Source organism: Aromatoleum toluclasticum ATCC 700605 (assembly GCF_000378245.1).
Taxonomy (GTDB): Bacteria; Pseudomonadota; Gammaproteobacteria; order Burkholderiales; family Rhodocyclaceae; genus Aromatoleum; species Aromatoleum toluclasticum.
Window position 1 is genome coordinate 133,495 of the sequence record NZ_KB899504.1, and the last position, 24,836, is coordinate 158,330.

The window sequence follows — 24,836 nt, forward strand, 5'->3', positions numbered from 1 at the left end:
CAAGCGCTAGACGGAGGAAACGTATCAGGCTTCCGGAAAGGAGGTGGGGGTCATGTTGGGCAGTTGGATGAGCAGTTTCGACAAGAGCATCTTCGACGATTTCGCGCCGTTCGAAGAGGAAATGGACAGGATGTTCGACACGCTGAATCGGACGACCGGGATCCGGGCCGTTCGCAGAGGCTCATTCCCGCAGGTCAACATCGGCGCAAGTCCGGAGAGGGTGGACGTTTACCTCTTCGGGGCCGGACTCGATCCGAAGACGGTCGACATCTCGATCGAGAAGAGTCTGCTGGCGGTGTCGGGCAGCCGCGAGGTGCCGACCCGGGAAGGGGGCGCCTACTACCGGCGCGAGCGTTTCGGCGGCGATTTCCGTCGGGTCGTTTCGTTGCCCGAGGATGTGGATCCCGAACACGCCGATGCGAACTACCGGGATGGCGTCCTGCATATCACCGTCCCGCGCCGCGAATCGGTGCGCCCGCGGCAGATCGAAGTACGGTGAACGTGATGGAGGTGCATCATGGAAACCACATCGGAAGTTGCAAGGACGCAAGACGCCGGCACAAGCGCAGTGCAGGTGAAAACGGGTGAGGAGGTGCGCACGCTGATGCCGCTGGTTGATATCTTCGAGGACAGCGAAGGGATCACGGTGGAGGCGGACCTCCCCGGTGTCGCGAAGGACCGTCTCAACGTTCAGGCCGATCGTCATCGCTTGATCATAGAGGGTGACGTGGTGATCGATATGCCGGAGGGGATGGAAGCGCAGTACGCGGACGTGCAGGCCACGCGCTATGCGCGCAGCTTTGCGCTGAGCGGCGAGTTGGACGCGGAGCGAACCGAAGCGAGCCTGAAGGATGGCGTTCTGACGGTGCATATCCCGAAACGCTCGGAATTCTGTCCCCGCAAGATTGAGGTCCGCGTGAGCTGAGCCGTAGCGTGGCGCGAGTTCAGGCAGCGTCCGGGAGACCAGGCGCCGCCTGTCTTGTGTACCCGGCACGGACGCATTGCCGCGGGTGCAACTCCCGCCGTACGTTGACCACGGGGAACGAAGCGCGATTGCGCGAGGGCGCCCCGCGTCCGTGCGGAGGCGCCGTCGGTCCGCGCACCACCGCCGATGGGATGCGGCCCGAGGCCGCAGAATTCCAATCGGTATGGTAGTGGGATCCGTGCGGGGCGCCAGGATCTTTCGTCCTATGTGTGTACATCCATGTATTTACAAAATGGTTCGCCCGGCCTAATGTACACACATCGTACATCCGCTGTAGGAGCTTGCCATGCACACCACGCGTGCCTTCAAGAACGGCAATTCACAGGCCGTGCGTATTCCATCGGACTTGGCTTATGAGCGCACCGACATCGAGCTGGAAATCGAACGCGTTGGCGACGAGTTGCGCATTCGGCCCGCTCGTCGGTCTCTCGCGGGTGTGATGGCCAAGTTTGCGAGGTTCTCCCCGGACTTCATGGTTGAAGGTCGCGGCGATCAGGAGCAAGCCGAAAGGGATGCCCTGTGATGGCGCGCTACATGCTCGACACCAACATGTGCATCTATCTGATGAAGAACCATCCCGAGGAGGTCGCTCGACGCTTTGCCGAGTGCTATGTGGGTGATGTCGTAATGTCAGCAATCACCTTTGCCGAACTTCAATACGGCGTAGCGGTGTCGGCCGATCAGGAGCGCGAGCGCGCCAATCTTGACGACCTCATCCAGGATATTCCCGTCATGCCCTTCGATGCCGAAGCGGCAATCGCATATGGCCCGATCCGACTGGCCTCTCGCGAGAGCAAGAAGGATCATCTCGACAAGTTGATTGCAGCCCATGCGGTAGCGCTCGGCGCTGCGGTCGTCACCAACAACATGAAGGACTTCGCAAAGTACCCCGAAGTGATGACGGAGAACTGGCTGACACCAATTGAACCGGAGCATTGAGCCGCCTCGAGAGCTTCAACGTAAGTGTCATTTCGAGGCCGCAACCGCAGCCAAGGCTCGATGAGCCTGCATAGCGCCCGAATATCCTCATGCCCACCCGGCACTCTGTTCAGAGGCCGGGACCGGATCGAGGACGTGAAGGACTCGGCGCCTCCTGCTGCGCGAGTTCAGCCTTCACCAGCGCTTCTATGAACTCGAAGGCTTCGGCGGGCACCCTTTCGATCAACTGCTTGCGCCGTTTCTTCGAGATCGCGCCCCCGTTTTGCAGCGCCCATCCGATCAACAGGTGCTGGTCGTTCGACCGCAAATCGAATTCCTCGTTCACGGCCCTGCTGATGCGGTCGAAGCTCGCGAGAAACTCGGTCTCGTGCCGTAGATCGACGTTGAGGGCTTCTTCAGCCATCCGGAAGCCGAACTCGACGCAAGGCGTGGCATCCCAGTAGCGATAGATCGAAGGCTGCCCCTTGAAGTCGAACGCGAACTGATCCTCGTCGATCCACGTCACATCCCACAGCTTGCGGGCCGGCTTCGAAAAGGACTGCAGGGCCAGCAGATACTGCTCCTCGTGGCGCTTCATTGCGATCGACACGGGCAGCAGCAGGCCCGGTTCCAGTTGGCCGGACTGACACAAGGCGTGATGAAACTGGAAACGTGACAGGCGGCCGTTGCCATCCATGTAGGGGTGCAGGAACACGAAACCGAAGGACTCGACGGATGCCGCAACGATCGGGTCGATCTGTTTGGACAGGCCGTTCGCCATTGCCATGAAGGCAGGCATCAGGCTCGTCAGCAGATCGGGGGCCGGCGGCACATAGGTGACGCTGCTTGCCCCGCGCAGCCAGTTCTGCTCGTGACGAAAGCAGGCTGCCCGATCGTATGGGTTCGAGAGCGTCGAGGACTGTAGATCGGACAGATACTGTTCCGTCAGCTCAATGTTCTCGTGCGCTTGCTGCAACAAGGCCACGAAAGCTTCGGCTTTGCGGATAACTCGCGCCCGGTGAACGACTCCCACAGATAGCACGCTTGCCGGATGTAGGGCCCGGAGGGCGTCGCGCGCAAGCGCTGTACCAGATCCTCGGCGGGGATGTGCGGCATTGCTTCGGCGAGCACCTGCAGATTGATCCCTTCGTGGCGAAGCGAGAAGAGCACATGATCGAGCGGATGGTCGGACTCGGGCGCAACGGTGCGCGGCACCTGCACGCCGTCGTTCGGCAGATGCATAATGCGCTGGACCGGCGCCACCCGCGCCGGATGGGCCAGCGGGAAGGCGCTCAGGTTGAGCCTGCGCCGAAGGAATTCGTAGCCAACCAAGTCCATGAAGCGTCGCCCTCGTGCCCGGATTTTTCGAAGCGCTACAGGATTTTTTTGATTGTTGGCCGTTTGGACAAGTATTTTATACCCATAGGTATCCGGTGCTCACATCCCGGTCCCTCTTGCGCCATGACCGGCTGAAAATCTCGCTGTAGCGCATCGCCCGCTGCAACTCGTCCGATTCCCGGTAGGTCTCGGTCAGCTTTTCTGGCCGACTGGGGCCACTATCCCGGCGTTGCGCCCGCCGATTCATCGGCTGCATTTCTTGTCCAGCTGTTCAAGCGCTATTCTCGCTTCCGCTTCAAGTCGGCAGACAATATTGTTTAAAGGTTCGACCTGATCGGCAAAGGCAACAGATTGCCCAAGCGATAGGATGCCGTGCCGGGTGTTACCCGACTCGTATGCTTGCCGACCTATCCGGCCTGCGATGTGTGGCATCAGTGTTTCAAGGTCGCCCCCAGCTTCGATTTCGATCTTCCGGACAGTATCGGTAGTGTCATTACGAAGCGCGCGTACCGTGTTCTTGAGCGACTCCATGACGAGTGCGGTGTCGGTTTCTTGCGCCGCTATAAGCCGGGCTTTGTAATCTGGATGCGCCCAGATTTCCTCCGCGACGAGGAATCGTGTGCCGATTGCGACGCCGTCGGCGCCGAGCGCCAGCGCGGCGACGAGTTGGGCGCCGGTCGCGATACCCCCCGCGGCGATGAGCGGGACGGTGAGGTCGCGCGCGGCAAGGGCGACCTGAACCATCGTACCGATCAGTTCAGTGCCGGGATGGCCGCCGCATTCGGCGCCGACCACCGTGATCGCGTCGACGCCCGCGGCCTGCGCCGAGCGCGCGTGGCGCACGGTCGGCACCTTGTGCAGCACCTTGATGCCCGCCGCGTGCAGACGCGGCAGGTAGGGCTCGGGATTGCGGCCGGCGGTCTCGACGAAGCGTACGCCTTCATCGCAGACGAGGTCGACGACGGCATCGACACGGTCGCCCTTGGCGAGCTTCGGTAGCATCGAGATGTTGACGCCGAAGGGCTTGCCATCCGCGAGCTCGCGGCAGCGGCGGATCTCGCGGCGCAGATCGTCGAGTTCGGCGAAGCTTGCCGCGGTGATGAAACCGATTATGCCGGCGTGTGCGGCCGCGGCGACGTAATCCGCGTTCGACAACCACTGCAGACCGCTCGCGACGATCGGCAGGCGCGTGTCGAAGAGTTCGGTGATGCGGGTGCGGAAGGTCGGGGGCTGGTCGGCCGGGTTCATTTCGCGGGTGGTCGACTCCGTTGCGTTCAACTCGGGCATCTTCACATCGTGCTCCGGCTGAAATCGGGCGCACGCTTCGCGCAGAAGGCTTCGACGCCTTCGGCCGCTTCGGGGCCGAACAGACTGTCGAGGAAGTGGTCCCGTTCGAAGGCGAGTTGCATCTCGAGCGGGGTCGTAGGCGCGGCGTCGAGCAACGCCTTGATGCGGGCTTGGGCGTGGCGCGGCCCGCGCGCGAGCCCTTGTGCGAGCGCGAGCCCCTCGGCGAGCGCGGTGCCGTCGGCGACGACGCGATTGACGACGCCGAGCGCCTGCAGGCGCCGGCTGTCGATCGGGGCGCCCGTGAGCAGCAGTTCGGCGGCGAGCTGGCGCGGCAGCGCGCGGCCGGCGAAGGCCGAGCCGCCACCGTCGGGGCTCAGGCCGATCTTGACGTAGGCCATGCCGAACTTCGCGCTCTCGGCGGCGACGATGAGGTCGCAGGCGAGCGCGAGCGAGAATCCCGCGCCGGCGGCGCTGCCTTCGACCGCGGCGACGATGGGCAGCGGGCAGCGGCGCAGCGCCAGTACCCAGCGGTGGAAGCACTCGATGCCGTCGCGCTGGATTTCGGGCGGGCGCTGGCGGTTCGCGGCGAGCCGCTTGACGTTGCCGCCGGCGCAGAAGTGCGCACCGTCGCCGGTCAGGACGATCGCACCGAGCGTCGGGTCGGCGGCGGCGTCGGTGACGGCGGTGAGGCCGGCGGCGTAGATGTCGGGGTGCAGGGCGTTGCGCAGCGCCGGATTGCTGAGGGTGAGCTGCAGCACCGGGCCGTGGCGTTCGACGATCAGGCGCGCGCCGGTTGCGTCGTCGAGGGGCGTCGTCGTCATCAGATCACCCCGCGCGCGTGCAGGGCCTCGATCTCGGCACTAGTGCGGCCGAGGCGGTTGGCGAGGATCTCCCGCGTGTGTTCGCCAAGCAGCGGCGGCGGCCGATCGTAGCGGACCGGCGTCGTGGAGAGCTTGAACGGGCTCGCGACGAGCGGCACCGTGCCGGCCTGCGGGTGGGGCAGCTCGATGCGCATGCCGCGATGGCGCACCTGCGGGTGGTCGAGCGCCTGGGCGATATCGTTGATCGGCCCGCTCGGGACGCCGGCCGCGCCGAGCGCGTCGATCCAGTGCTGCGCGGGGCGCTCGCGGAAGAGCGCCTCGAGCAGCGGGATCAGCTCCTCGCGATGGCGCACGCGGCCGGCGTTGGTCGCGAAGCGCGGGTCGACGGCGAGTTCCGGGCGGCCGACGACCGCGGCGAGTTTCGCGAACTGTCCGTCGTTGCCGGCGGCGACCACGAAGGGCAGGTCCTGTGCGGGGAAGACCTGGTAGGGCACGATGTTCGCGTGGGCGTTGCCGTGGCGTCCCGGCACGCGGCCCGAGGTGAGGTAGTTGAGGTTCATGTTGGACATGCTCGCGACCTGCACGTCGAGCAACGCCATGTCGATGTACTGGCCGGTGCCGCTGACGTCGCGGTGCGCGAGCGCGGCGAGGATCGCGACGGTCGCATACATGCCGGTCATCAGGTCGGCGAAGGCGATGCCGAGTTTCTGCGGGCCACCGCCGGGCAGTTCGTCGCGTTCGCCGGTGATGCTCATCATGCCGCCCATCGCCTGGATGATGAAGTCGTAGCCGGGAATCTCGGCGAGCGGCCCGTTCTGTCCGAAGCCGGTGATCGAGCAGTAGATGAGGCGCGAATTGAGCTTGCGGATGTCCTCGTAGCCGAGGCCGTAGCGCGCGAGCGCGCCGACCTTGTAGTTCTCGATCAGGATGTCGCTCTCGGCGGCCAGCTCGCGCACCAGTGCCTGGCCCTCGGGGCGCGTGATGTCGATCGTCACCGAGCGCTTGCCGCGGTTCGCGGCGAGGTAGTAGGCCGCTTCGCGGGTGTCCTCGCCGTCGCGGTCCTTGAGGTAGGGCGGGCCCCAGCCGCGGGTGTCGTCGCCGCTGCCGGGGCGTTCGACCTTGATGACGTCGGCGCCCAGGTCGGCGAGCGTCTGGCCGGCCCAGGGGCCGGCGAGCACGCGCGACAGGTCGAGCACGCGGAGGTGGGACAGGGCGCCTTCGGTCATCTTCGTCTCCTGTCCCGTTCTCAGACGCGCTCGATGATGATCGCCAGCCCCTGGCCGACGCCGATGCACAGGCTGATCGCGGCGTAGCGGCCGTTGGTACGCTGCAGCTGTCGCGCGACGGTCAGCGCGAGGCGTGCGCCGGAGGCGCCCAGCGGGTGGCCGATCGCGATGGCGCCGCCGTTGGGATTGACGCGCGGATCGTCGAAGGCGACGTTCATCAGCTTCAGGCAGCCCAGCACCTGCGACGCGAAAGCCTCGTTGATCTCGATGATGTCCATGTCGGCGAGCGTGAGGCCGGCGCGTTCGAGCGCCTTCGGGATCGCGTAGGCCGGGCCGACGCCCATGATGCGCGGCTCGACGCCGGCCGCGGCGCCCGCTAGGATGCGCGCGATCGGTTTCGCGCCGGCGCGTTCGCCGACCGCGGCGTTGCCGATCAGCAGCGCCGCGGCGCCGTCATTGAGACCGGAGGCGTTGCCGGCGGTGACGACGCCGCCTTCGAAGAGGGGTTTCAGTTTCGCAAGGGTGTCGTAGGTCGTGTCGGGGCGGGGGTGCTCGTCTTCGCTGACGGTCAGCGGCGGGGTCTTGCGCCCCGTAGGCACGCTGATGGACAGGATCTCGCCGGCGAAGAAGCCGGCTTCCTTCGCCGCCGCGTATTTCGCCTGTGACGCGGCGGCGAAGCGGTCGGCCTGGTCGCGCGTGATGCCGAACTCGGCCGCGACGTTGTCGCCGGTCTCGGGCATCGAGTCGCCGCCGTACTGCTCGACGACCTTGGGGTTCGGGAAGCGGGCGCCGATCGTCGAATCGTAGACCTTGAAGTCGCGGCTGTAGGCGGCTTCCGCCTTCGCGACGACGAAGGGGGCGCGGCTCATGCTCTCGACACCGCCGGCGAGATAGAGCTCGCCTTCGCCGGTCGTGATTGCGCGGGCGCTGTCGAGCACCGCGGCGAGGCCGCTCGCGCACAGGCGGTTGACGGTCTGGCCGGGCACCGTGGGCGGCAGGCCTGCCGCGAGCAACGCATTGCGCGCGACGTTGCGGCTGTCCTCGCCGGCTTGCGAGGTGCAGCCGAGGATCACGTCCTCGATCTGTTCAGGGCGGAAGGGCGAACGGGCGACGAGTTCACGCATCACGGTCGCGACGAGGTCGTCGGGGCGCACAGGGGCGAGCTTGCCGGCATGGCGGCCGAACGGCGAGCGCAAGCCGTCGTAGATGTAAGCGTCGAGCATGGGGATTCCTTATGTGTAATGGGTCAGTCTTCGGGGGTCAGCAAGGAGACGTTCAGCCGCGCGCGGCGCACGAGCCACGGGCTCGGCCGGTAGCGCGGATCACGGTAGATCGCGTGCATCGCGTCGAGGATCGCGAGCACGGTCGCGGCGCCGAGCGCGTCGCCCAGCGCGAGCGGACCCTTCGGATAGCCGAGGCCCAACGTCACCGCGCGGTCGATGTCCTCGGGGGTGGCGATGCGCTGCTGGGCGATGTCGCAGCCGATGTTGACGATCGTCGCGAGCACGCGCTGCGCGACGAAGCCGGGGCTGTCGTTGATCACCGTGACCGGTGTGCCGTCGGCGGCGAGGAGGCCGCGCGCGGCCTCCGCGAGGTCGCGGCGCGTGAGCGGCGTGCGCATCAGTGTGCGGCGGCCGTCGAGAGTCAGGGGGTCGAGCGCGAGCGTGCGCGCGGGGTCCAGCCCTTCGGCGAGCGCCGCGGCGGTCGCGTCCTCGCCGAGCGGCAGGACGAGGCACAGCGCGTCGGCGCTCGGGCGCGCGCCAGTCTCGAGCGGCGCGCCGAGCTTGCTGAGGAGCGCCGCGACGCGTTCGGCCGCGGCGGCGTTGCGCCGACTCAGCCACACCGGGGTGTCGGTGCGGGGCGGCGGCGCGTCCTCGGCCGGCACCTCGGCCTTGCCGTCGCGATAGACGTAGAAGCCGCGCCCGCTCTTGCGGCCCAGCAGGCCCGCGGCGAGGCGCTGGCGCGTGATCGGCGACGGGCGGTAGCGCGGCTCCTGGTAGTACTGGTCGTAAATCGATTCCATCACCGGATGCGAGACGTCGAGCCCCGTGAGGTCGAGGAGCTCGAACGGCCCCATGCGGAAACCGGCGGCTTCGCGCAGAATGCGGTCGATGTCGGCGACGCCGGCGATGCCTTCGCCGAGGATGCGTAGCGCCTCGGTGCCGAAGGCGCGGCCGGCGTGATTGACGATGAACCCCGGCGTGTCCTGCGCGCGCACAGGCTGGTGGCCCATGCGCCGCGCGAGCGCGGTGAGCGCGTCGCCGACCCACGCTTCGGTCATCGCGCCGTCGATGACCTCGACGATCTTCATCAGCGGCACCGGGCTGAAGAAGTGGAAGCCGCCGACGCGCCCGGGCACGCGGCAGCCGGCGGCGATGGCGGTCACCGACAGCGAAGAGGTGTTGGTCGCGAGCACGCACGCGTCGCCGACGATGCCTTCGAGGCGGGCGAAGAGTTCACGCTTCGCGTCGAGCCGTTCGACGATCGCCTCGACGACGACGTGGCAGTCGGCCAGCGCGTCGAGCGAGTCGGCGATACCGAGGCGCGCAGTGGCGGCGGCCGCGTCGTCGGCAGAAATCCTGCCCTTTCCGGCGAGCGTCGCAAGGGTTTGCGCGATCGCCTCGCGCGCTTCGGCGGCAGCTTCCGGGCGGGCGTCGTGCAACAGCACGCGCACGCCGCCCTGGGCGGCGATCTGGGCAATGCCGCGGCCCATCAGGCCGGTGCCGACGACGCCGAGCAGGAGGTCGTTGCGGGTCGAATCAAGCATGGGTCAGCGTCCTTGGTATTCGGGTTGGCGTTTGTCGAGGAAGGCGCGCATGCCTTCCTTCTGGTCCTCGCTCGCGAAGAGAAGCTGGAAGGCCTTGCGTTCGAGCGCGAGCGCGGCATCGAGCGAGGCGTCCTGGCCGGCGAGCACGACCTCCTTGATCTGCATCACCGCGAGCGGCGGCAGCGCGGCGATCTCGGCGGCGAGCGCGAGCGCGCGCGAAAACACTTCGGCATCGGCGACGACCTCGCTCGCGAGGCCCATCTCGAGCGCCTCACGCGCGGCGACCGGCTGGCCGGTGAGCACCATCTTCATCGTGCGGAACTTGCCGATCGCGCGCGTCAGTCGCTGCGTGCCGCCGGCGCCGGGCATGATGCCCACGCGCACCTCGGGCTGGCCGAAGGCCGCGCCTTCGCCCGCGACGATGATGTCGGCGTGCATCGCGAGCTCGCAGCCGCCGCCGAGCGCGAGACCGCTGACGGCCGCGATGACCGGTTTCGGGCAGGCGGTGATGGCTTGCCACAGGCGATGGGTGTTACGCAGCATCATCTCGACCGCGCCGCGTTCGGCGAGATCGCGGAGATCGGCGCCGGCTGCGAAAATCCGCTCGGAGCCGGTCAGCACGATGCAGCGCACCTCGGGATCGTTGCCCAGTTCCGTGAAGTGATCCGCCAGCGCGACGCGCACGGACTGGTTCAGCGCATTGCGGGCTTCGGGGCGATTGATCCGAATCACGGCGACGCCCGGGGCGGGGCGTTCGACCAGGACTTCTGTGCTCATCACTGCTCCTGTGTGGTTTGCTTTTGAATCGTTCGCACAGCGAAACAGCAGTTCGCAAAAACGATCTGTGCGAAACGTTACAGCGGAATTCGAACGATGTAAACGGTCGATTCCGTTCAGGTGTGTGTAAGTGTGGCGTCAGAAAGTCGTTTCGGAATAGGGGTTTGAAGGGATTTTGAGGAAATAGGACTGTGGCTAGCTTAATTTCGCTGTGCGAACGCGTGTTTCGCAAAATGTTGACGCACGGCTTTCACGTGTGCAACGATGGCGTCGCCTTCACCGGCGACCGATGAAGAACCGATGAAGTGGAGGTATGAGGAAATGCTTATGGACAGTGAAATCCGGGTGTTCGGCGACGACGAGGAAAGCAAGGATCGTCAGTTCGTCAATGCGCTGGCGCGGGGGCTGGAGATCCTGCGCTGCTTCCGGCCGGGCGAGGCCTATCTCGCCAACGCCGAGCTGGCGGCGCGCACCGGGATTCCGAAGCCGACGGTGTCGCGGCTGACCCACACGCTGACGAAGCTGGGCTATCTCGCGTATTCGGAGAGCCAGGGGCAGTACCGCCTGGCCTCGGGCGTGCTGGCGCTGGGCTATTCGATGCTCGCGAACCTGGACGTGCGCGACATCGCGCGCCCGGCGATGCAGGAGCTCGCGGAGTACTCGCGTGCCTCGGTTTCGCTTGGCGTGCGCGACCGCCTGAGCATGGTGTACGTCGAGAGCTGCCGCAGCAGCGCGCGTGTGACGCTGCAACTCACCGTGGGTTCGCGCATCCCGATCGCGACGACCGCGATGGGCAAGGCGCTGCTGTGCAGTCTGCCCGAGCGCGAATTCGATTACCTGATGGACCACATCCGCCTCGCCGACGAAGAGAACTGGCCGCGCATCAAGCTCGGCATCGAGCAGGCGCAGCGCGACTACGCCGAGCGCGGGTTCTGCATGTCGGTCGGCGAGTGGCACCAGGACATCCACTCCGTCGGCGTGCCGCTGCTCGGCATCGAGCGCGAAAAGTCGATGGCCTTCAACTGCGGCGGCCCCGGTTTCCTGCTGCCGCGCGAAAAGCTCGAGAACGATCTCGGCCCCCGTCTGGTTCAGCTTGTGCGCAAGGTGGAAACAGACATGGGCCGGGTGTGAACAACCCCCCACTCCGATTGAGGAAGACATGATTCGAGATCCCGAAACCCTGAACCTGTTGCTGGACGGCGTTTCGCGCTTCGTGCGCGAGCGTCTCGTGCCGAACGAGGCGCTCGTCGCCGAAACCGACGAGATCCCCGCGGACATCGTCGCCGAGATGCGCGAGCTGGGCCTGTTCGGGCTCTCGATTCCCGAGCAGTACGGCGGCCTGAACCTGACGATGGAGGAGGAGGTGCGCGTCGCCTTCGAGATCGCGAAGACGTCGCCGGCCTTCCGCTCGCTGATCGGCACCAACAACGGCATCGGCTCCCAGGGCATCGTCATCGACGGCACCGAGGAGCAGAAGCAGCGCTATCTGCCCCGGCTCGCCGCGGGCGAGATCATCGGATCCTTCGCGCTGACCGAGCCGGGCTCGGGTTCGGACGCAGCCTCGCTGAAAACCACGGCCGTGCGCGACGGCGACTTCTATGTGCTGAACGGCACCAAACGCTTCATCACGAATGCGCCGGAGGCGAGCATCTTCACCGTGATGGCGCGCACCGACCCTCAGAAGAAAGGTGCCGACGCGATCTCCGCCTTCATCGTCGAGGCCGGCACGCCGGGGCTGTCGCTCGGCAAGATCGACAAGAAGATGGGGCAGAAGGGCGCGCACACCTGCGACGTGATCTTCGAGAACTGCCGGGTGCCGGCCGCGAATGTCATCGGCGGCCTCGAAGGTGTCGGCTTCAAGACCGCGATGAAGGTGCTCGACAAGGGGCGGTTGCACATCGCCGCGGTGTGTGTCGGCGCGGCCGAGCGCATGCTCGACGACGCGCTGCGCTATGCCATGGAGCGCGTGCAGTTCGGCAAGCCGATCGCCGAGTTCCAGCTGATCCAGGCGATGCTCGCCGACAGCAAGGCCGAAATCTACGCCGCGCGCTCGATGGTGCTCGACGCCGCGCGCCGTCGCGACGCGGGCGAGGATGTGTCGACCGAGGCCTCGTGCTGCAAGCTTTTTGCGTCCGAGATGTGCGGGCGCGTCGCCGACCGCAGCGTGCAGATCCACGGCGGCGCGGGCTACATCGCGGAGTACGCGGCCGAGCGTTTCTACCGTGACGTGCGCCTGTTCCGCATCTACGAGGGCACGAGCCAGATCCAGCAGCTCGTGATCGCGCGCAACATGATCAGGGCGGCCGCGTGATGGGTGCGCAGGACGACGCGCTGTTGGCCGAATTGCCGCAGCGTCTGAACGAGATCCCGCGCCGCTGGGCGGCGGCCACGCCGGATGCGGTGGCCGTGTCGGAAGGCGGAGTCACGTGGACTTGGCATGAACTCGCCGCGACGGTCGACGAAGGCGCCGCGCTGTTGCGCCGGCTCGACGTGCGCCCGGGAGACCGCGTGATGATCGTCGGCGAAAACTGCACCGCGCAGATCGCGCTGATCTTCGCGCTCGCGCAGTGCGACGCCTGGGTGGTGAACGTCAACGCCCGTCTGTCGCCGCGCGAGATCGACGTGATCCGCGAGCACAGCGGCGCGCGCCGGGTCATCTACACCGTCGCCGTGTCGCCGGACGCCGCCGCGCACGCGGCGCGCCACGAGGCGGCGCGGACGACGTTGGCACGCTTCGGTGAAATCGCGATCGGCGCGCTCAACGAAAGCTGCACGCCCGAGCCGGTCGAGCCGGACGGCGCCAGCCAGGTGGCGGCGCTGATCTACACGACCGGCACGACCGGCCACCCGAAGGGTGTGATGCTGACGCATCGCAACCTGCTGTTCATCGCCGCGGTGTCGAGCCGGCTGCGCCAGCTCCGGCCGCAGGACTGCGTGTATGGCGTGCTGCCGATCTCGCACGTGTATGGTCTCGCGTCGGTGATGCTCGGCACGCTCTACGCCGGCGCCGCGCTGCATGTCGTGCCGCGCTACTCGCCGCAGGCGCTGATCGATGCGCTCCAGGACGACGGCATCACCGTGCTGCAGGGCGTGCCGGCGATGTATGCGCGCCTGCTCGAATTCGCGCGCGGCAAGTGGACGCCCGAAAAAACGCGGCTGCGCTTCATTTACGCCGGCGGCTCGCCGCTCGATCCGACGCTGAAGGATGAAGTCGAGCAGTTCTTCGGGCAGACGCTGCACAACGGTTACGGCATGACCGAAAGCTCGCCGACGATCAGCCAGACCCGTATCGACGCCCCCCGCCGTGACACCTCGGTCGGGCAAGTAATCCCCGGCATCGAGATCCGCGTCGTCGATAAGGACGGTGCCGACGTCCCCGGCGGCGAGCCCGGCGAGCTCTGGGTGCGCGGGCCGAACGTGATGAAGGGCTACTACCACGAGCCCGAGCTGACCGCCGACACGATGCGGCCCGGCGGCTGGCTCAATACCGGCGACGTGGTCCGGCGCGATGCCGGCGGGGCGCTGTTCGTCGTCGGCCGCACCAAGGAGCTGATCATCCGCTCCGGCTTCAACGTCTACCCGGTCGAGGTCGAGGCCGCGCTGAACTCCCATCCGGCGGTCACGCAGTCGGCGGTGGTCGGGCGCGAGGTCGGAGAGGGCAACGAGGAGGTCGTCGCCTTCGTCGAGCTGGACCCGACGCGCAGTGTGAGCATCGAGGATCTGCAGGGTTACCTCGCCGGGCAGCTGTCGCCCTACAAGTGCCCGTCCGAAATCGTCGTGATGCAGGCGATGCCGGCGGCGGCGACCGGAAAGATCCTGAAGGGGCAGCTCAAGCAGCAAGCGCAGGACATGTATCGCGCAAGGGCACAGGACAAGACTGTCAAGGATGGAAGACCGCGCTGAGGTGCAGCGGTTTTCGCGGGAAGACGGGGGCCCGGTGCGGACCCCGATCAATGAATGGAGGAGGACGAAAATGGACTGGAACTGCATCATTCGGAGCAAACTCGGGCTGGCTGCGCTGGCCTTGTCGCTGACCGCGGGCGTCGCGTCCGCCGAGGAGCTCCTCGTCGGCGCGGAAATCCCGCTGACCGGCTCGCTGGCGCGCGTGGGTTCGGGCATGAACGAGGGCATCTCGGTCGCGGTCGAGGTGTTCAACAAGACCAACGGCAAGCACACCATCAAGGTCATCACCGCCGACGACGAATCGGCCCCCGCCAAGGCCATCGCCGCAGTCGAGAAGCTTGCCGGGCAGGGCGTCGTCGCGATCACCGGCGGCTACGGGTCGAACAACATCGGCCCGGCCTCCGACGCCGCGAACAAGCTCGGCCTGCCCTACATCACCTCGGGTGGCGTCGACGACAGCCTGACCGAGCGCGGAATCAAGACCTTCTTCCGCATCAATAACACCGCCGGTTACCGCAAGGCGATGGTAGGCCTGCTGGCCGACATGAAGGTCAAGTCGGCGTCAGTCATCTACTCGACCAAGGAGGCGACCGCTGACCTCGCGAAGGACGTGCAGAAGGAACTCACGGCACAGGGCATGACCGTCGGCATGCATGCGTTCGACCCGGCGATCACCGACTTCAAGCCGATCATCAACAAGATCCGGCTGCAGGACAAGTCCGAAGTGATCCTGATGGCCGGCTATGAGAACGACTACGTCGGCATCCTGCGCGCCGCCAAGGTGCTCAAGCCCGACGTCAAGGCGATGATCGGCGTGTGGTCGCTGGCGACGCCCAAGATGGTCGCGGACTTTCCCGACCTGATGCCCTCGGTGTATGGCACGGCGCTGCTGCCCTTCCCGGCGGAGTTCAAGAGCGCTGACGGCAAGCTTTTCGCCGACGCCTACAAGAAGCTCTACAACAAGGAACCCGACTACCTCGGCCAGTTCGGCTACGTGCAGTCGATGATCCTGTTCGAGGCGATCGCGCGCGCCGCCGACAAGGGCACGCTGAAGAAGGGCGGCGTCGTCGAGGAGCTGGCGAAGACCGACCGCGAGACGCTGATCGGGCGCGTGCGCTTCAACGACAAGGGCGACAACATCAACTTCGTGCATCGCATGGGGCAGCACCAGAACGGCAAGATCGCGATCGTCTGGCCCAGCGACGCGGCGACGGGGAAGATGAATTTCCCCGGCGTTCCCTGGTAAGCATGCGCGTTTCCTGCCGCAGGCGACGGACGTAGCGGCGCCCCCCGTGGCCTGCGCCCGTCGCATCACTCGGAGCAATTCCTACATGTCGGAACTCATCCTGCAGGCGCTCTACTCCGGGGTGCTTCAGGGCGGCTCTTACGCCCTGATCGCCCTCGGTTTGGCGCTGGTCTTCGGGACCATGAAGGTGATCAACCTCGCCCACGGCGAACTCGTGCTGCTCGCCGCCTACATGGCCTACATGGTCGAGTCGAAGCTCGGCCTCAGCCCCCTGTTCGCCATCCCGCTGGCGCTGGTGCTGGTGTGCACCTGCGCGGTGCTGGTGTATTTCCTCGTGAGCCTGATCCGCAAGGACCGCGAGCTCAATTCGCTGATCCTCACCTACGGCATCGGCATCATCCTGACGAACGCGGTGCTGTTGATCTGGTCGGCGGACGTGCGTTCGACCTCTTCCGCGTGGTTTCAGGATGCGGTGGTCGTCGGGCCGTTCTACAGCATGCGCAGTGAACTGCTGTTCTTCGTCGTCGCCTCGGTGCTGATGGCCGGGCTGTGGTGGTGGTTGTCGCGCAGCTGGTACGGGCGCGCGGTGCGCGCGGTGTCGAGCAACCGCGATGCGGCCAAGCTCATGGGCATCAATCCGCGCACGACCGAGATCGTCTCCTTCGTCGTTGCCGGCATCCTCGCCTCCTTCGCCGGGGTCGCAATCTTCAGCTACGGGGTGATCCAGCCCGCGTTCGGCCACGCGCTCACCGTCAAGGCCTTCATCATCACCGTGCTGGCCGGTATCGGCTCGATCCCGGGCGTGATGGTCGGCGGGCTGCTGCTGGGCATCGCCGAGGCGCTGACCGTGACGCTCGCGAGTTCCGCGCTGCAGGAGCTGGTCGGCATGGCGCTGTTCCTGCTGGTGCTGTTCCTGATGCCGAACGGTCTTTTCGGCGCCAAGGCGAGGAGGGGATGAGCATGTACGTTTCGAAAACCGGACTCGCGGTGATCGCGGCCGCCTACATCGCCGTGCCGCTCGTGCTCGGCAGCAACAACTACGTCATGAGCCTGATCGTCGCGTCGATGATCATCGGCGGCATCGCGCTCGCGTGGGCGCTGCTGGGGAACCTCGGTGGCATGGTGAGTTTCGGCCATTCGGCGTTCTTCGGCGTCGGCGCGTATGTCTCGGCGCTGCTGACAATGAAGACCGGCATGCCGGTATTCGCGGCGATGCTGCTCGGCGGCGTCGGCGCGGTTGTCGCGTCGCTCGTGATGCTGCCGGTGCTACGCCTGAAGGGGCCGTACTTCGCGCTCGCGATCCTCGCCTATGCGCACATCTTCAAGATCATCGCGACCGAGTGGAGCTCGGTGACCGGCGGTTCGGCGGGCCTCGCGAGCGTGCCGCGCTTTCCCGAACTGATGGGCTTCGACCTCAGCGGCAAGATCGGCAGCTACCTGATCATCCTGACCGTGCTGCTGGCGTTCGTCGCCGCGTACCGGGCGATCCGTGCGAGCCACTACGGCATCGCGCTGCGCGCGATGCACGACAGCGAGGATGCGACCCGCGTGGTCGGCGTCAACAGCACCCTGCTCAAGGCGCTGATGCTCTTCGTGTCGGCCTTCATGACGGGCGTGGTCGGTGCGTTCAACGTGCATTACATCAACTTCCTCGAGCCCGACTACGCGTTCAGCGGGCTGTGGGTGACGCTGCCGATCGTCGCGGCGATCTTCGGCGGCTATCGCACAATCCTCGGGCCGCTTGTCGGCGCGGTGACGGTCTATCTGGTCGACCAACTGATCTTCAAGAGCCTGATCCCGTCGGGGCACCAGCTCGTGCTCGGTGCGCTGCTGGTGGCGATGATCATTTTCAGTCCGGGCGGCCTGATGCCGCTGCTGCGCAAGGACTCACGGAGGAAACATGCTGCGGCTTGAAGATCTCTCGGTCCGCTTCGGCGGCCTGACGGCGGTCAATACCGTCTCCCTGTCGGTCGGCTCGCATGAAGTGGTCGGCCTGGTCGGGCCCAACGGCGCCGGCAAGACGACGCTGTTCAATGCGGTGTCGGGGCTGGTCAAGCCGTCGAGCGGGCGCATCCTGTTCGACTCGGTGGATATGCTGCGCACCCCGCTGCACCGGCGCGCACGCATGGGCATCGGCCGCACCTTCCAGGTCCCGCAGCCGATGCACGAGCTGACGGTGCGCGAGAACCTGATCGTCGCGCAGCGCTTCGGTACCGGTGCGGTCGATGCGCGCAAGATCGACGAGGTACTCGACTTCACCGACCTCACCGACAAGGCCGAGCGCCACGCGGCGACCGAGCTGGCGCTGACCGAGCTGAAGGCGCTCGAGGTCGCGAAGGCGCTCGCGACGAACCCGAAGCTGCTGATGCTCGACGAGGTGCTGGCGGGTCTCGAAACCAACGGCAAGCGCCGCTTCATGGGCATGCTCAAGGAACTGCATGAGAAGTTTGCCGTCGGCATCCTGATCATCGAGCATGACATCGAGACCATCAGCAATCTGTGCCATCGCGTCGCGGTGCTCAACTTCGGCGAACTGATCGCCGACGGCACGCCCGACGAGGTCTTCCGCGATCCGGAAGTAATGAAGAGCTACACGGGGGCGAGCGATGCTTGAGATTGCCAACGTCCGCGCCGGCTACGGCGCGATCAACATTCTGTGGGACCTCTCCATCTCGGTGCCGACTGGGCAACTGACGACCATCATCGGCCCCAACGGCGCCGGCAAGACCACGCTGCTGCGCGCGATCATGGGCCTCGTCCCGCTCAGCCAGGGCAGCATCCGGCTGAACGGCCAGCCGCTCGATGGCAGCTCGACCTGGCACATGCTCGAACGCGGGGTGGCGATGATTCCCGAAGGCCGCATGATCTTCAAGGACATGACGATCGAGGAGAACCTGATGCTCGGCGCCTTCCCCAAGGCGCACCGGGCCGCCTCGCAGGCCAACTGCGACAAGGCCTATGCGATGTTCCCGCGCCTGCACGAACGGCGCACGCAGCTCGCCGGCACGCTCTCGGGCGGCGAAGCGCAGATGCTGGCGATGGCGCGCGGGCTGATGTCGGATCCGAAGCTGCTGATCATCGACGAACCATCGCTCGGCCTCGCGCCGGTCGTCGTCAACGAACTCTTCGAGATCCTCGCGCGGCTGAAGGAGGAGGGCCGCACGATCGTGCTCGTCGAGCAGAACACGCACAAGGCGGTTGGTGTCGCGGACCAGGTCTACCTGATGCAGAGCGGAAAGGTCGTGCTCTCGCAGCCTGCCGCCGAGGTGAGCCTGGAGGCGCTGCATGAGCTGTACTTCGCGCGCTGAGGCCGAAGCGGCCGCCGCGATCAATGACAGCGCGATCGGTGAGGGTTTCGCGCGCGCGCTCGGGTGCCGGGTCGTCGAGTGGGCGCCGGGCCGCGTCGAAGTCGAGTTGGCGCTCGGCCCCCAGCACCTGAATCGTGCGGGTTCCGTGCATGGCGGCGTGCTCGCGACGCTGATCGACGTCGCCTGCACGCTCGCCGGCCTGTATTCGGGCTCGCCGGAGCGCGTGCGCAAGGCCGTGACACTGTCGCTGAACACGAGCTTCACCGGCCAGGTTGCGACCGGCACGCTGCGGGCACGCGGCCGGGTGCGTGTCGGCGGCCGCAGCATTTTTTTCGCGACTACCGAGGTGACCGACGCCGCGGGCCACGCGATCGCACACGGCGAGACGGTCAACCGCTACCGGCGCGGCAGCGAGGAGGCGGATGGCGCGTCACCCGAAGAACCAACAGATGAGGTGAATGCATGAAGATCCTGGTACCCGTCAAACGCGTAGTCGATTACAACGTCAAGGTGCGAGTGAAGGCTGACGGCACCGGCGTCGATATCGCGAATGTGAAGATGTCGATGAACCCCTTCGACGAGATCGCAGTGGAAGAGGCGGTGCGCCTGAAGGAAGCGGGCGTGGCGACCGAGGTCGTCGCGGTGAGCTGCGGTGTCGCGGCCTGTCAGGAGACGATCCGTGCCGCGATGGCGATCGGTGCCGACCGCGGCATCCTGGTTGAATCTGACGCCGACCTGCAGCCGCTCGCCGTGGCGAAGCTGCTGAAGGCGCTGTGCGACAAGGAGCAGCCGACGGTGGTGATCTGCGGCAAGCAGGCGATCGACGACGACTCGAACCAGACCGGCCAGATGCTGGCGGCGCTGATGGGCTGGCCGCAGGCCACCTTCGCGTCCAAGGTTCAGCTGGGCGAGGGCGTCGCCACGGTCATGCGCGAGATCGACGGCGGTTTGGAAACCGTCGAGATCAAGCTGCCGGCGGTCGTCACCACCGACCTGCGCCTGAACGAGCCGCGCTACGCGACGCTGCCGAACATCATGAAGGCGAAGAAGAAGCCGCTCGACACGGTGAAGCCGGCCGACCTCGGCGTCGATGTCGCCCCGCGCCTGGCGACGCTGAAAGTGGCCGAGCCGCCGAAGCGCAGCGCCGGCGTGCGCGTCGCGGACGTCGCGCAACTCGTCGACAAGCTCAAGAACGAAGCGAAGGTGATCTGAACATGGCGATCCTGGTTATTGCAGAACACGACAACGCGAGCCTGAAGGCCGCGACCCTCAACACCGTCTCGGCCGCGGCCCAGCTCGGCAGCGAGGTGCATGTGCTGGTCGCCGGTGCCAACTGCGCCGCCGCCGCCGCGGAGGCGGCGAAGGTCGCGGGTGTCGCGAAGGTGCGCGTCGCCGATGCTGCCCACTACGACTCGCAGACCGCCGAGAACGTGGCCGCCCTCGTCGTGGCAGTGGTGGCAAATGAGGCCGCCGGCTACACCCACATCCTCGCCCCCAGCACCGCCAACGGCAAGAACGTCGCGCCGCGCGTCGCCGCGCTGCTCGACGTCGCACAGATCTCCGACATCGTCGCCGTGGAGTCGGCCGACACCTTCGTGCGCCCGATCTACGCCGGCAACGCGATGGCCACCGTGAAGTCGGACGACGCCGTGAAGGTGATGACCGTGCGCACCACCGCCTTCGAGGCGGCCGCGATGGTGGCAAATGAGGGCGGCGCGGCGGCAGTGGAAGCGCTTGGCGCCGCGGCCGATCTGGGCCTGACCAGCGTCAAGGGCCGCGACCTCACGAAGAGCGAGCGCCCGGAACTCGGCGCGGCGAAGATCATCGTTTCGGGCGGCCGCGGCCTCGGCAGCGGCGAGAACTACCACAAGCTGCTCGAGCCGCTCGCCGACGCGCTGGGCGCGGCGCTGGGCGCCTCGCGTGCCGCGGTCGACGCGGGCTATGTGCCGAACGACTACCAGGTCGGCCAGACCGGCAAGATCGTCGCGCCGCAGCTCTACATCGCGGTGGGCATCTCGGGTGCGATCCAGCACCTGGCCGGCATGAAGGACTCCAAGGTGATCGTCGCGATCAACAAGGATCCGGAAGCGCCGATCTTCCAGGTCGCCGATTACGGCCTGGTTGGCGACCTGTTCGAGGTTGTCCCGGAGCTCTCGCAGGCGGTCGGTTGACTCGCACGCCGGACGGAGCCGTGCGGCGGGGCGTCGCACTGACGGTCATGCTGGGCACGACCGCGGTGGTGCTCGCAACGACCATCGTCAATGTCGTGCTGCACGACGTAATGCGCGACTTTGGGGTCGGACAGGGACGCGTGCAGTGGCTTGCGACTGGTTTTCTCGCAGCGATGGCCGCGACGATGCTGACGACAGCTTGGTGGGTGCGGGCTTACGGAGTGCGCCGGACCTACACGGTTGCCTTGTTCATATTCGTAGTGGTATCGCTGGCCGGCGGATTCGCGACCTCGATCGATGAGTTGATCCTGTCTCGTATTGTGCAGGGGGCGATCGCGGGCGTGATCCAGCCGCTCGCGATGATCGCATTGTTCGAGGTCTATCCGCCTGAAGAGCGCGGCAGTGCGATGGCCGCGTACGGTCTCGGTGTCGTGCTATCACCGGCGATCGGTCCGGCACTTGGGGGACTGCTTGGGCAGCTGTTCGGCTGGCGCGCGGTGTTTTTCGTCACACTGCCACTGTGTCTCGCAGGGCTTGTGCTCGCGCCGTCGCGGCTCGCTTGTTTCGAGGGGGGCGCGGCGCGGCGGCCCACCTTCGACAGCATGGGCTTATTGCTGCTGTGTGCCTTCCTCCTGTTTGTCTTGGGCGGACTCGCGCAGGCGCAGCGACAGGACTTGTCGCAGTTGGGCTTCGCGCTCGTAGTCACCGGTACCTTGGCATGCGGCGCCGCCTTTGTGGCTTGGGAGCTCCGCCGCAGCCACCCGATGTTTGATCCGCGTGTATTCCGTGACCCGGTCTTCGCTGCGGCTGCGGCGGTCGGCTTTGCTTACGGCGTGGGGTTGTACGGCTCGACCTTCCTCGTGCCGTTATTTGTGCAGACGATTTCGGGTTTTTCGGTGATGAAGGCGGGGATCCTGCTGTTGCCAGGCGGGCTGCTGCTAGCCCTGTGCATTCCGCTAGCAGGCCGGCTTACCAACCGGCATTCGCCGCACTATATCGTCTGTGCCGGACTTGCCTGTTTCGCACTGTCGTTCTTGCTGTTCGCCGGCGCTTCGGCGCGCACGGACTTCTGGTTGCTTGCAGTATGGATCGCCCTCGGCCGTCTTGGGCTCGCGATGATGATTCCCGCCCTCAATGCAGGGGCGGTGCAGGGCTTGCCGCTCGGGCAGATCGCACAGGGCGCCGGCGCACTGAACTTCGTTCGTCAACTCGGCGGGGCGTTCGGTACGAGCCTGTTGTCTCTGGTGCTCCAGTGGCGCATGGCATCGCACCAGGGCGAGCTGGCAGCCTCCGTCGATACTGCCGCATCGGCGCTCGACGCGGCGACGCGGGCTTTCGATGATTGTTTCATAGTGGTCGGACTGGTTTTTCTGTCCGCGCTTTGGCCCGGCTGGCGAATACGGCGTGTCGCCGCAACGACCCAATGAATGGAAGAATGGGAAACGACAATGCAACGCGAATCGATGGAATTCGACGTCCTGATCGTCGGTGGCGGCCCCGCGGGGCTGGCCGCGGCGATCCGGCTGAAGCAACTGGCAGCCGAGAAAGGCGCCGACATCTCCGTGTGCCTGATCGAGAAGGCGGCCGAGATCGGCGCCCACATCCTCTCCGGCGCCGTGATGGATCCCCGCGCGCTGAACGAGCTGATCCCGGACTGGAAGGAACTGGGGGCGCCGGTGACCACCGCCGTCACCGAAGATCGCGTGATCTTCCTCAACGAAACCGGCGGGCGCAAGGTGCCCACCGGCCTGCTGCCGGACTGTTTTCTGAACCACGGCAACTACATTGTGCGCCTGGGAAACGTCGCCAAGTGGCTCGGCGAGCAGGCCGAAGCCCTGGGCGTCGAGGTCTATCCGGGCTTCGCCGGCGCCGAGATCCTGTATGACGAGAGTGGCGCCGTGAAGGGTGTCGCGACCGGCGACATGGGCGTGACGCGCGAAGGCGAACAGGGCCCCGCCTACCAGCCGGGCATGGAACTGCACGCGAAATACACGCTGTTTGCCGAAGGCTGCCGCGGGCATCTGGGCAAGCAGCTCGAGGCGAAGTTCAACCTTCGGAATGGCGTCGATCCGCAGACCTACGGCATCGGCCTGAAGGAGCTGTGGGAAGTCCCCGCCGAGCGTCATGAGCCGGGCGTGGTTGTACACACGACCGGCTGGCCCCTGCCCTCGGACACCTACGGCGGCGGCTTCGTCTATCACCTCGAGGACAAGCTCGTCGCGATCGGCTACGTCGTGGGTCTCAACTACACCAACCCGCACCTCTCGCCGTTCGAGGAGTTCCAGCGCTACAAGACACACCCCGAGATCCGCAAGTATCTCGAAGGCGGCAAGCGCCTGGCCTACGGCGCGCGCGCAATCGCCGCGGGTGGCCTGCAGAGCCAGCCGAAGCTGGTGTTCCCGGGTGGCGCGCTGATCGGCGACGACGCGGGTTTCCTCAACGCCGCGCGCATCAAGGGCAGCCACGCCGCGATCAAGAGCGGTGCGCTCGCCGCCGAAGCCGCTTTCGAGGCCGTGACGGCCGAACGCAGCCGTGACGAACTCGGCGCCTTCCCTGAGGCCTTCAAGTCGAGCTGGCTGTACGACGAGCTGCACAAGACGCGCAACTTCAAGCCCTACATGAAGAAGGGCCTGTGGATGGGCTCGCTGCTCTTCGGCTTCGACCAGAAGGTGTTCGGCGGCAAGGCGCCGTGGACGCTGCACAACAGCTCCGACCACGACAAGCTCAAGCCCGCGACCGAGTGCGCGAAGATCGACTACCCGAAGCCCGACGGCGTGCTGACCTTCGACCGCCTCTCCTCGGTGTTCCTGTCGAACACCAACCACGAGGAAGATCAGCCCTGCCACCTGCAGTTGAAGGATGCGTCGGTGCCGATCGCGGTGAACCTCGCGAAGTACGACGCCCCCGAGCAGCGCTACTGCCCGGCCGGCGTGTACGAGATCGTGCGCGACGAGTCGGGGCAGAACCCGCGCCTGCAGATCAATGCGCAGAACTGCGTGCACTGCAAGACCTGCGACATCAAGGACCCGACGCAGAACATCAACTGGGTCGTGCCGCAGGGTGGCGAAGGGCCGATCTATCAGGGGATGTGAGCGGGCACCGATTCTGTCCGAGGGTGTCGCAACAAACGCTTTGGGGTTCCTACGCACTCCTCCTCTCGCTCTTGCGTGACACCTTCCCTCTTTATTCAGGGCGGCGCCGCCAAATGTGCGCCAGCAACGGACTGGCGCTGGAAAACCGCTTGCCAAGGGCTGAGTGAACCGGTGGACACGTTGCGGCACTATCGTGCTTCTTTAGGACGGCGAAGCTACCAGCGCGACAGCAAGGTCCATCGTCGCTCGTTTGATCCTACTGAGTTGTCTAGCGCGGATTCGTCGCAACGATAATGTCAACGAGGGTGAAGCGCTCGTCGACAGGATCTCAAAGTCGTAAGCGTTTCCTCAAAATATCCAGTTGTTACTCCTTTCTACCCAGTCCACACTAGTACGGCGCGTACGTCTTGTCGTTCAGTGGAACGCGTCGATTCAACAGATTGGAACGGGGAACGAAGTAGGGGGAGGGGTGCAATCTTTCTGTCTCCGGGCACGAACGTTGGTTGCGAATGCTCCGAGACTCGATGAACGACAGCTATCGGCAAGTGATTCTCAATAGCAGCATCCGGCCAGAAGCGACCAATGGCAGTTACATTTGAACCCAGTACAATTTCGCTTCCTCAGTTGCACACCCCCTGCTGCCGCAATGGCAAAACTCATTCTTCTGACCTGTAGCCTCTGTCTCTCCTTCTTTGTGCGTGCCGAAGATTCGGCAATCGAACATCTGTTTCGCAGTGCGGGTATCGACGGAACCATCGTGATCGAATCTGTCAGCACGGGACAGCGTTTCGTCCATAACGATCCTCGCTCAAAACAACCCTTCGCGGCCGCTTCGACGTTCAAGGTGCTCAACACCTTGATTGCGCTTGAGGAGGGAGTCATTTCTGGGGCAGACGCCATCTTTCAATGGGATGGAACCCGATACGAGATTTCCAACTGGAACAATGATCAGACGCTGGAAAGTGCTTTCAAGGCGAGTTGTGTTTGGTGCTACCAG

At 65.8% G+C, this 24,836-nt stretch carries 26 protein-coding genes; 18 read left to right on the forward strand and 8 right to left on the reverse strand.

The annotated features are described in order from the left end of the window. Positions 1–52: 52 nt before the first annotated feature. The 4 genes from F464_RS0120660 (at position 53) to F464_RS0120675 (ending at position 1,924) form a co-directional block, all read left to right on the forward strand. Positions 53–499: an Hsp20/alpha crystallin family protein gene (locus tag F464_RS0120660; protein ID WP_018991761.1), complete on the forward strand. Its 447-nt coding sequence runs from the start codon at positions 53–55 to the stop codon at positions 497–499. A gap of 18 nt (positions 500–517) precedes the next feature. Beyond that, positions 518–925, forward strand: coding sequence for an Hsp20/alpha crystallin family protein (locus F464_RS0120665; RefSeq protein ID WP_018991762.1), 408 nt, complete (start codon positions 518–520; stop codon positions 923–925). Positions 926–1,271: 346 nt separating this feature from the next. Continuing rightward, positions 1,272–1,508: a type II toxin-antitoxin system VapB family antitoxin gene (gene vapB, locus F464_RS0120670; RefSeq protein ID WP_018991763.1), complete on the forward strand. Its 237-nt coding sequence runs from the start codon at positions 1,272–1,274 to the stop codon at positions 1,506–1,508. Next, positions 1,508–1,924: a type II toxin-antitoxin system VapC family toxin gene (locus F464_RS0120675; RefSeq protein ID WP_018991764.1), complete on the forward strand. Its 417-nt coding sequence runs from the start codon at positions 1,508–1,510 to the stop codon at positions 1,922–1,924. The genes vapB and F464_RS0120675 overlap by 1 nt, the downstream gene beginning before the upstream one ends. A 109-nt stretch (positions 1,925–2,033) precedes the next feature. Here the strand turns inward: F464_RS0120675 and F464_RS29215 are convergent, their stop codons facing one another. The 8 genes from F464_RS29215 to F464_RS0120710 form a co-directional block, all read right to left on the reverse strand. Next, complete coding sequence (locus F464_RS29215; RefSeq protein WP_051092328.1) at positions 2,034–2,888, reverse strand: Fic family protein; 855 nt, start codon at positions 2,886–2,888, stop codon at positions 2,034–2,036. After that, entirely contained in the window at positions 2,849–3,241 is a 393-nt protein-coding gene (locus F464_RS31415) for a hypothetical protein (RefSeq protein ID WP_051092329.1), read from the reverse strand. Before F464_RS31415 ends, F464_RS29215 begins: the two co-directional genes overlap by 40 nt. Positions 3,242–3,484: 243 nt before the next feature. Further along, positions 3,485–4,489, reverse strand: a complete 1,005-nt coding sequence (locus tag F464_RS0120685; protein WP_026296190.1) for an NAD(P)H-dependent flavin oxidoreductase — start codon at positions 4,487–4,489, stop codon at positions 3,485–3,487. 41 nt (positions 4,490–4,530) lie between these two features. After that, positions 4,531–5,349 (reverse strand): oxepin-CoA hydrolase, alternative type, encoded by an 819-nt coding sequence (locus F464_RS0120690; protein WP_018991767.1) that lies wholly within the window; start codon positions 5,347–5,349, stop codon positions 4,531–4,533. After that, positions 5,349–6,575, reverse strand: coding sequence for a CaiB/BaiF CoA transferase family protein (locus F464_RS0120695; protein WP_018991768.1), 1,227 nt, complete (start codon positions 6,573–6,575; stop codon positions 5,349–5,351). The genes F464_RS0120690 and F464_RS0120695 overlap by 1 nt, the downstream gene beginning before the upstream one ends. A 20-nt stretch (positions 6,576–6,595) precedes the next feature. After that, the gene (locus tag F464_RS0120700; protein WP_018991769.1) at positions 6,596–7,798 is read right to left on the reverse strand and encodes a 3-oxoadipyl-CoA thiolase; all 1,203 of its coding nucleotides are present in this window, start codon (positions 7,796–7,798) and stop codon (positions 6,596–6,598) included. 23 nt (positions 7,799–7,821) lie between these two features. After that, positions 7,822–9,342 (reverse strand): 3-hydroxyacyl-CoA dehydrogenase, encoded by a 1,521-nt coding sequence (locus tag F464_RS0120705; protein WP_018991770.1) that lies wholly within the window; start codon positions 9,340–9,342, stop codon positions 7,822–7,824. Between the two features lie 3 nt (positions 9,343–9,345). Next, positions 9,346–10,119 carry an enoyl-CoA hydratase gene (locus tag F464_RS0120710; protein ID WP_018991771.1) on the reverse strand — a complete coding sequence of 258 codons (774 nt, stop codon included), beginning with the start codon at positions 10,117–10,119 and terminating at the stop codon, positions 9,346–9,348. A 327-nt stretch (positions 10,120–10,446) separates the two neighbouring features. Here F464_RS0120710 and F464_RS0120715 point away from each other — a divergent pair, with 327 nt between their 5' ends. The 14 genes from F464_RS0120715 to F464_RS30560 form a co-directional block, all read left to right on the forward strand. Next, on the forward strand, positions 10,447–11,250 hold the full coding sequence (locus F464_RS0120715; RefSeq protein ID WP_018991772.1) for an IclR family transcriptional regulator: 804 nt from the start codon (positions 10,447–10,449) through the stop codon (positions 11,248–11,250). A 28-nt stretch (positions 11,251–11,278) separates the two neighbouring features. After that, positions 11,279–12,430, forward strand: coding sequence for an acyl-CoA dehydrogenase family protein (locus tag F464_RS0120720; RefSeq protein WP_018991773.1), 1,152 nt, complete (start codon positions 11,279–11,281; stop codon positions 12,428–12,430). Further along, positions 12,430–14,022 carry a class I adenylate-forming enzyme family protein gene (locus F464_RS0120725; RefSeq protein ID WP_018991774.1) on the forward strand — a complete coding sequence of 531 codons (1,593 nt, stop codon included), beginning with the start codon at positions 12,430–12,432 and terminating at the stop codon, positions 14,020–14,022. Before F464_RS0120720 ends, F464_RS0120725 begins: the two co-directional genes overlap by 1 nt. Positions 14,023–14,092: 70 nt before the next feature. Continuing rightward, complete coding sequence (locus F464_RS0120730) at positions 14,093–15,268, forward strand: ABC transporter substrate-binding protein (protein WP_018991775.1); 1,176 nt, start codon at positions 14,093–14,095, stop codon at positions 15,266–15,268. An 85-nt stretch (positions 15,269–15,353) separates the two neighbouring features. Further along, a complete protein-coding gene (locus F464_RS0120735; protein ID WP_018991776.1) occupies positions 15,354–16,226 on the forward strand; it encodes a branched-chain amino acid ABC transporter permease in 873 nt (290 codons plus the stop codon). Positions 16,227–16,228: 2 nt separating this feature from the next. Then, a complete protein-coding gene (locus tag F464_RS0120740) occupies positions 16,229–17,182 on the forward strand; it encodes a branched-chain amino acid ABC transporter permease (RefSeq protein ID WP_157353996.1) in 954 nt (317 codons plus the stop codon). Continuing rightward, entirely contained in the window at positions 17,169–17,882 is a 714-nt protein-coding gene (locus F464_RS0120745) for an ABC transporter ATP-binding protein (RefSeq protein WP_018991778.1), read from the forward strand. The genes F464_RS0120740 and F464_RS0120745 overlap by 14 nt, the downstream gene beginning before the upstream one ends. Continuing rightward, positions 17,875–18,576, forward strand: a complete 702-nt coding sequence (locus F464_RS0120750) for an ABC transporter ATP-binding protein (protein ID WP_018991779.1) — start codon at positions 17,875–17,877, stop codon at positions 18,574–18,576. The genes F464_RS0120745 and F464_RS0120750 overlap by 8 nt, the downstream gene beginning before the upstream one ends. Then, entirely contained in the window at positions 18,554–19,042 is a 489-nt protein-coding gene (locus tag F464_RS0120755; RefSeq protein ID WP_018991780.1) for a PaaI family thioesterase, read from the forward strand. The genes F464_RS0120750 and F464_RS0120755 overlap by 23 nt, the downstream gene beginning before the upstream one ends. Further along, positions 19,039–19,788, forward strand: a complete 750-nt coding sequence (locus tag F464_RS0120760) for an electron transfer flavoprotein subunit beta/FixA family protein (protein ID WP_018991781.1) — start codon at positions 19,039–19,041, stop codon at positions 19,786–19,788. Before F464_RS0120755 ends, F464_RS0120760 begins: the two co-directional genes overlap by 4 nt. 2 nt (positions 19,789–19,790) lie before the next feature. After that, the gene (locus F464_RS0120765) at positions 19,791–20,747 is read left to right on the forward strand and encodes an electron transfer flavoprotein subunit alpha/FixB family protein (RefSeq protein WP_018991782.1); all 957 of its coding nucleotides are present in this window, start codon (positions 19,791–19,793) and stop codon (positions 20,745–20,747) included. A 47-nt stretch (positions 20,748–20,794) separates the two neighbouring features. Further along, positions 20,795–22,174 carry a DHA2 family efflux MFS transporter permease subunit gene (locus tag F464_RS29220; RefSeq protein WP_018991783.1) on the forward strand — a complete coding sequence of 460 codons (1,380 nt, stop codon included), beginning with the start codon at positions 20,795–20,797 and terminating at the stop codon, positions 22,172–22,174. Between the two features lie 21 nt (positions 22,175–22,195). Then, a complete protein-coding gene (locus F464_RS0120775) occupies positions 22,196–23,839 on the forward strand; it encodes an electron transfer flavoprotein-ubiquinone oxidoreductase (RefSeq protein ID WP_026296193.1) in 1,644 nt (547 codons plus the stop codon). Positions 23,840–24,485: 646 nt separating this feature from the next. After that, positions 24,486–24,836, forward strand: a 351-nt coding sequence (locus F464_RS30560) for a penicillin-binding transpeptidase domain-containing protein (protein WP_269744911.1), incomplete at its 3' end; no start/stop codon positions are given.

Bases quoted from the DNA above. Each gene is read 5' to 3' on its own strand.
- F464_RS0120660 (WP_018991761.1), top strand. From the start codon at position 53: ATGTTGGGCAGTTGGATGAGCAGTTTCGACAAGAGCATCTTCGACGAT.
- F464_RS0120665 (WP_018991762.1), top strand. From the start codon at position 518: ATGGAAACCACATCGGAAGTTGCAAGGACGCAAGACGCCGGCACAAGC.
- vapB (WP_018991763.1), top strand. From the start codon at position 1,272: ATGCACACCACGCGTGCCTTCAAGAACGGCAATTCACAGGCCGTGCGT.
- F464_RS0120675 (WP_018991764.1), top strand. From the start codon at position 1,508: ATGGCGCGCTACATGCTCGACACCAACATGTGCATCTATCTGATGAAG.
- F464_RS31415 (WP_051092329.1), bottom strand. From the start codon at position 3,241: ATGGACTTGGTTGGCTACGAATTCCTTCGGCGCAGGCTCAACCTGAGC.
- F464_RS0120685 (WP_026296190.1), bottom strand. From the start codon at position 4,489: ATGAACCCGGCCGACCAGCCCCCGACCTTCCGCACCCGCATCACCGAA.
- F464_RS0120690 (WP_018991767.1), bottom strand. From the start codon at position 5,349: ATGACGACGACGCCCCTCGACGACGCAACCGGCGCGCGCCTGATCGTC.
- F464_RS0120695 (WP_018991768.1), bottom strand. From the start codon at position 6,575: ATGACCGAAGGCGCCCTGTCCCACCTCCGCGTGCTCGACCTGTCGCGC.
- F464_RS0120700 (WP_018991769.1), bottom strand. From the start codon at position 7,798: ATGCTCGACGCTTACATCTACGACGGCTTGCGCTCGCCGTTCGGCCGC.
- F464_RS0120705 (WP_018991770.1), bottom strand. From the start codon at position 9,342: ATGCTTGATTCGACCCGCAACGACCTCCTGCTCGGCGTCGTCGGCACC.
- F464_RS0120710 (WP_018991771.1), bottom strand. From the start codon at position 10,119: ATGAGCACAGAAGTCCTGGTCGAACGCCCCGCCCCGGGCGTCGCCGTG.
- F464_RS0120715 (WP_018991772.1), top strand. From the start codon at position 10,447: ATGGACAGTGAAATCCGGGTGTTCGGCGACGACGAGGAAAGCAAGGAT.
- F464_RS0120720 (WP_018991773.1), top strand. From the start codon at position 11,279: ATGATTCGAGATCCCGAAACCCTGAACCTGTTGCTGGACGGCGTTTCG.
- F464_RS0120725 (WP_018991774.1), top strand. From the start codon at position 12,430: ATGGGTGCGCAGGACGACGCGCTGTTGGCCGAATTGCCGCAGCGTCTG.
- F464_RS0120730 (WP_018991775.1), top strand. From the start codon at position 14,093: ATGGACTGGAACTGCATCATTCGGAGCAAACTCGGGCTGGCTGCGCTG.
- F464_RS0120735 (WP_018991776.1), top strand. From the start codon at position 15,354: ATGTCGGAACTCATCCTGCAGGCGCTCTACTCCGGGGTGCTTCAGGGC.
- F464_RS0120740 (WP_157353996.1), top strand. From the start codon at position 16,229: ATGTACGTTTCGAAAACCGGACTCGCGGTGATCGCGGCCGCCTACATC.
- F464_RS0120745 (WP_018991778.1), top strand. From the start codon at position 17,169: ATGCTGCGGCTTGAAGATCTCTCGGTCCGCTTCGGCGGCCTGACGGCG.
- F464_RS0120750 (WP_018991779.1), top strand. From the start codon at position 17,875: ATGCTTGAGATTGCCAACGTCCGCGCCGGCTACGGCGCGATCAACATT.
- F464_RS0120755 (WP_018991780.1), top strand. From the start codon at position 18,554: ATGAGCTGTACTTCGCGCGCTGAGGCCGAAGCGGCCGCCGCGATCAAT.
- F464_RS0120760 (WP_018991781.1), top strand. From the start codon at position 19,039: ATGAAGATCCTGGTACCCGTCAAACGCGTAGTCGATTACAACGTCAAG.
- F464_RS0120765 (WP_018991782.1), top strand. From the start codon at position 19,791: ATGGCGATCCTGGTTATTGCAGAACACGACAACGCGAGCCTGAAGGCC.
- F464_RS29220 (WP_018991783.1), top strand. From the start codon at position 20,795: ATGCTGGGCACGACCGCGGTGGTGCTCGCAACGACCATCGTCAATGTC.
- F464_RS0120775 (WP_026296193.1), top strand. From the start codon at position 22,196: ATGCAACGCGAATCGATGGAATTCGACGTCCTGATCGTCGGTGGCGGC.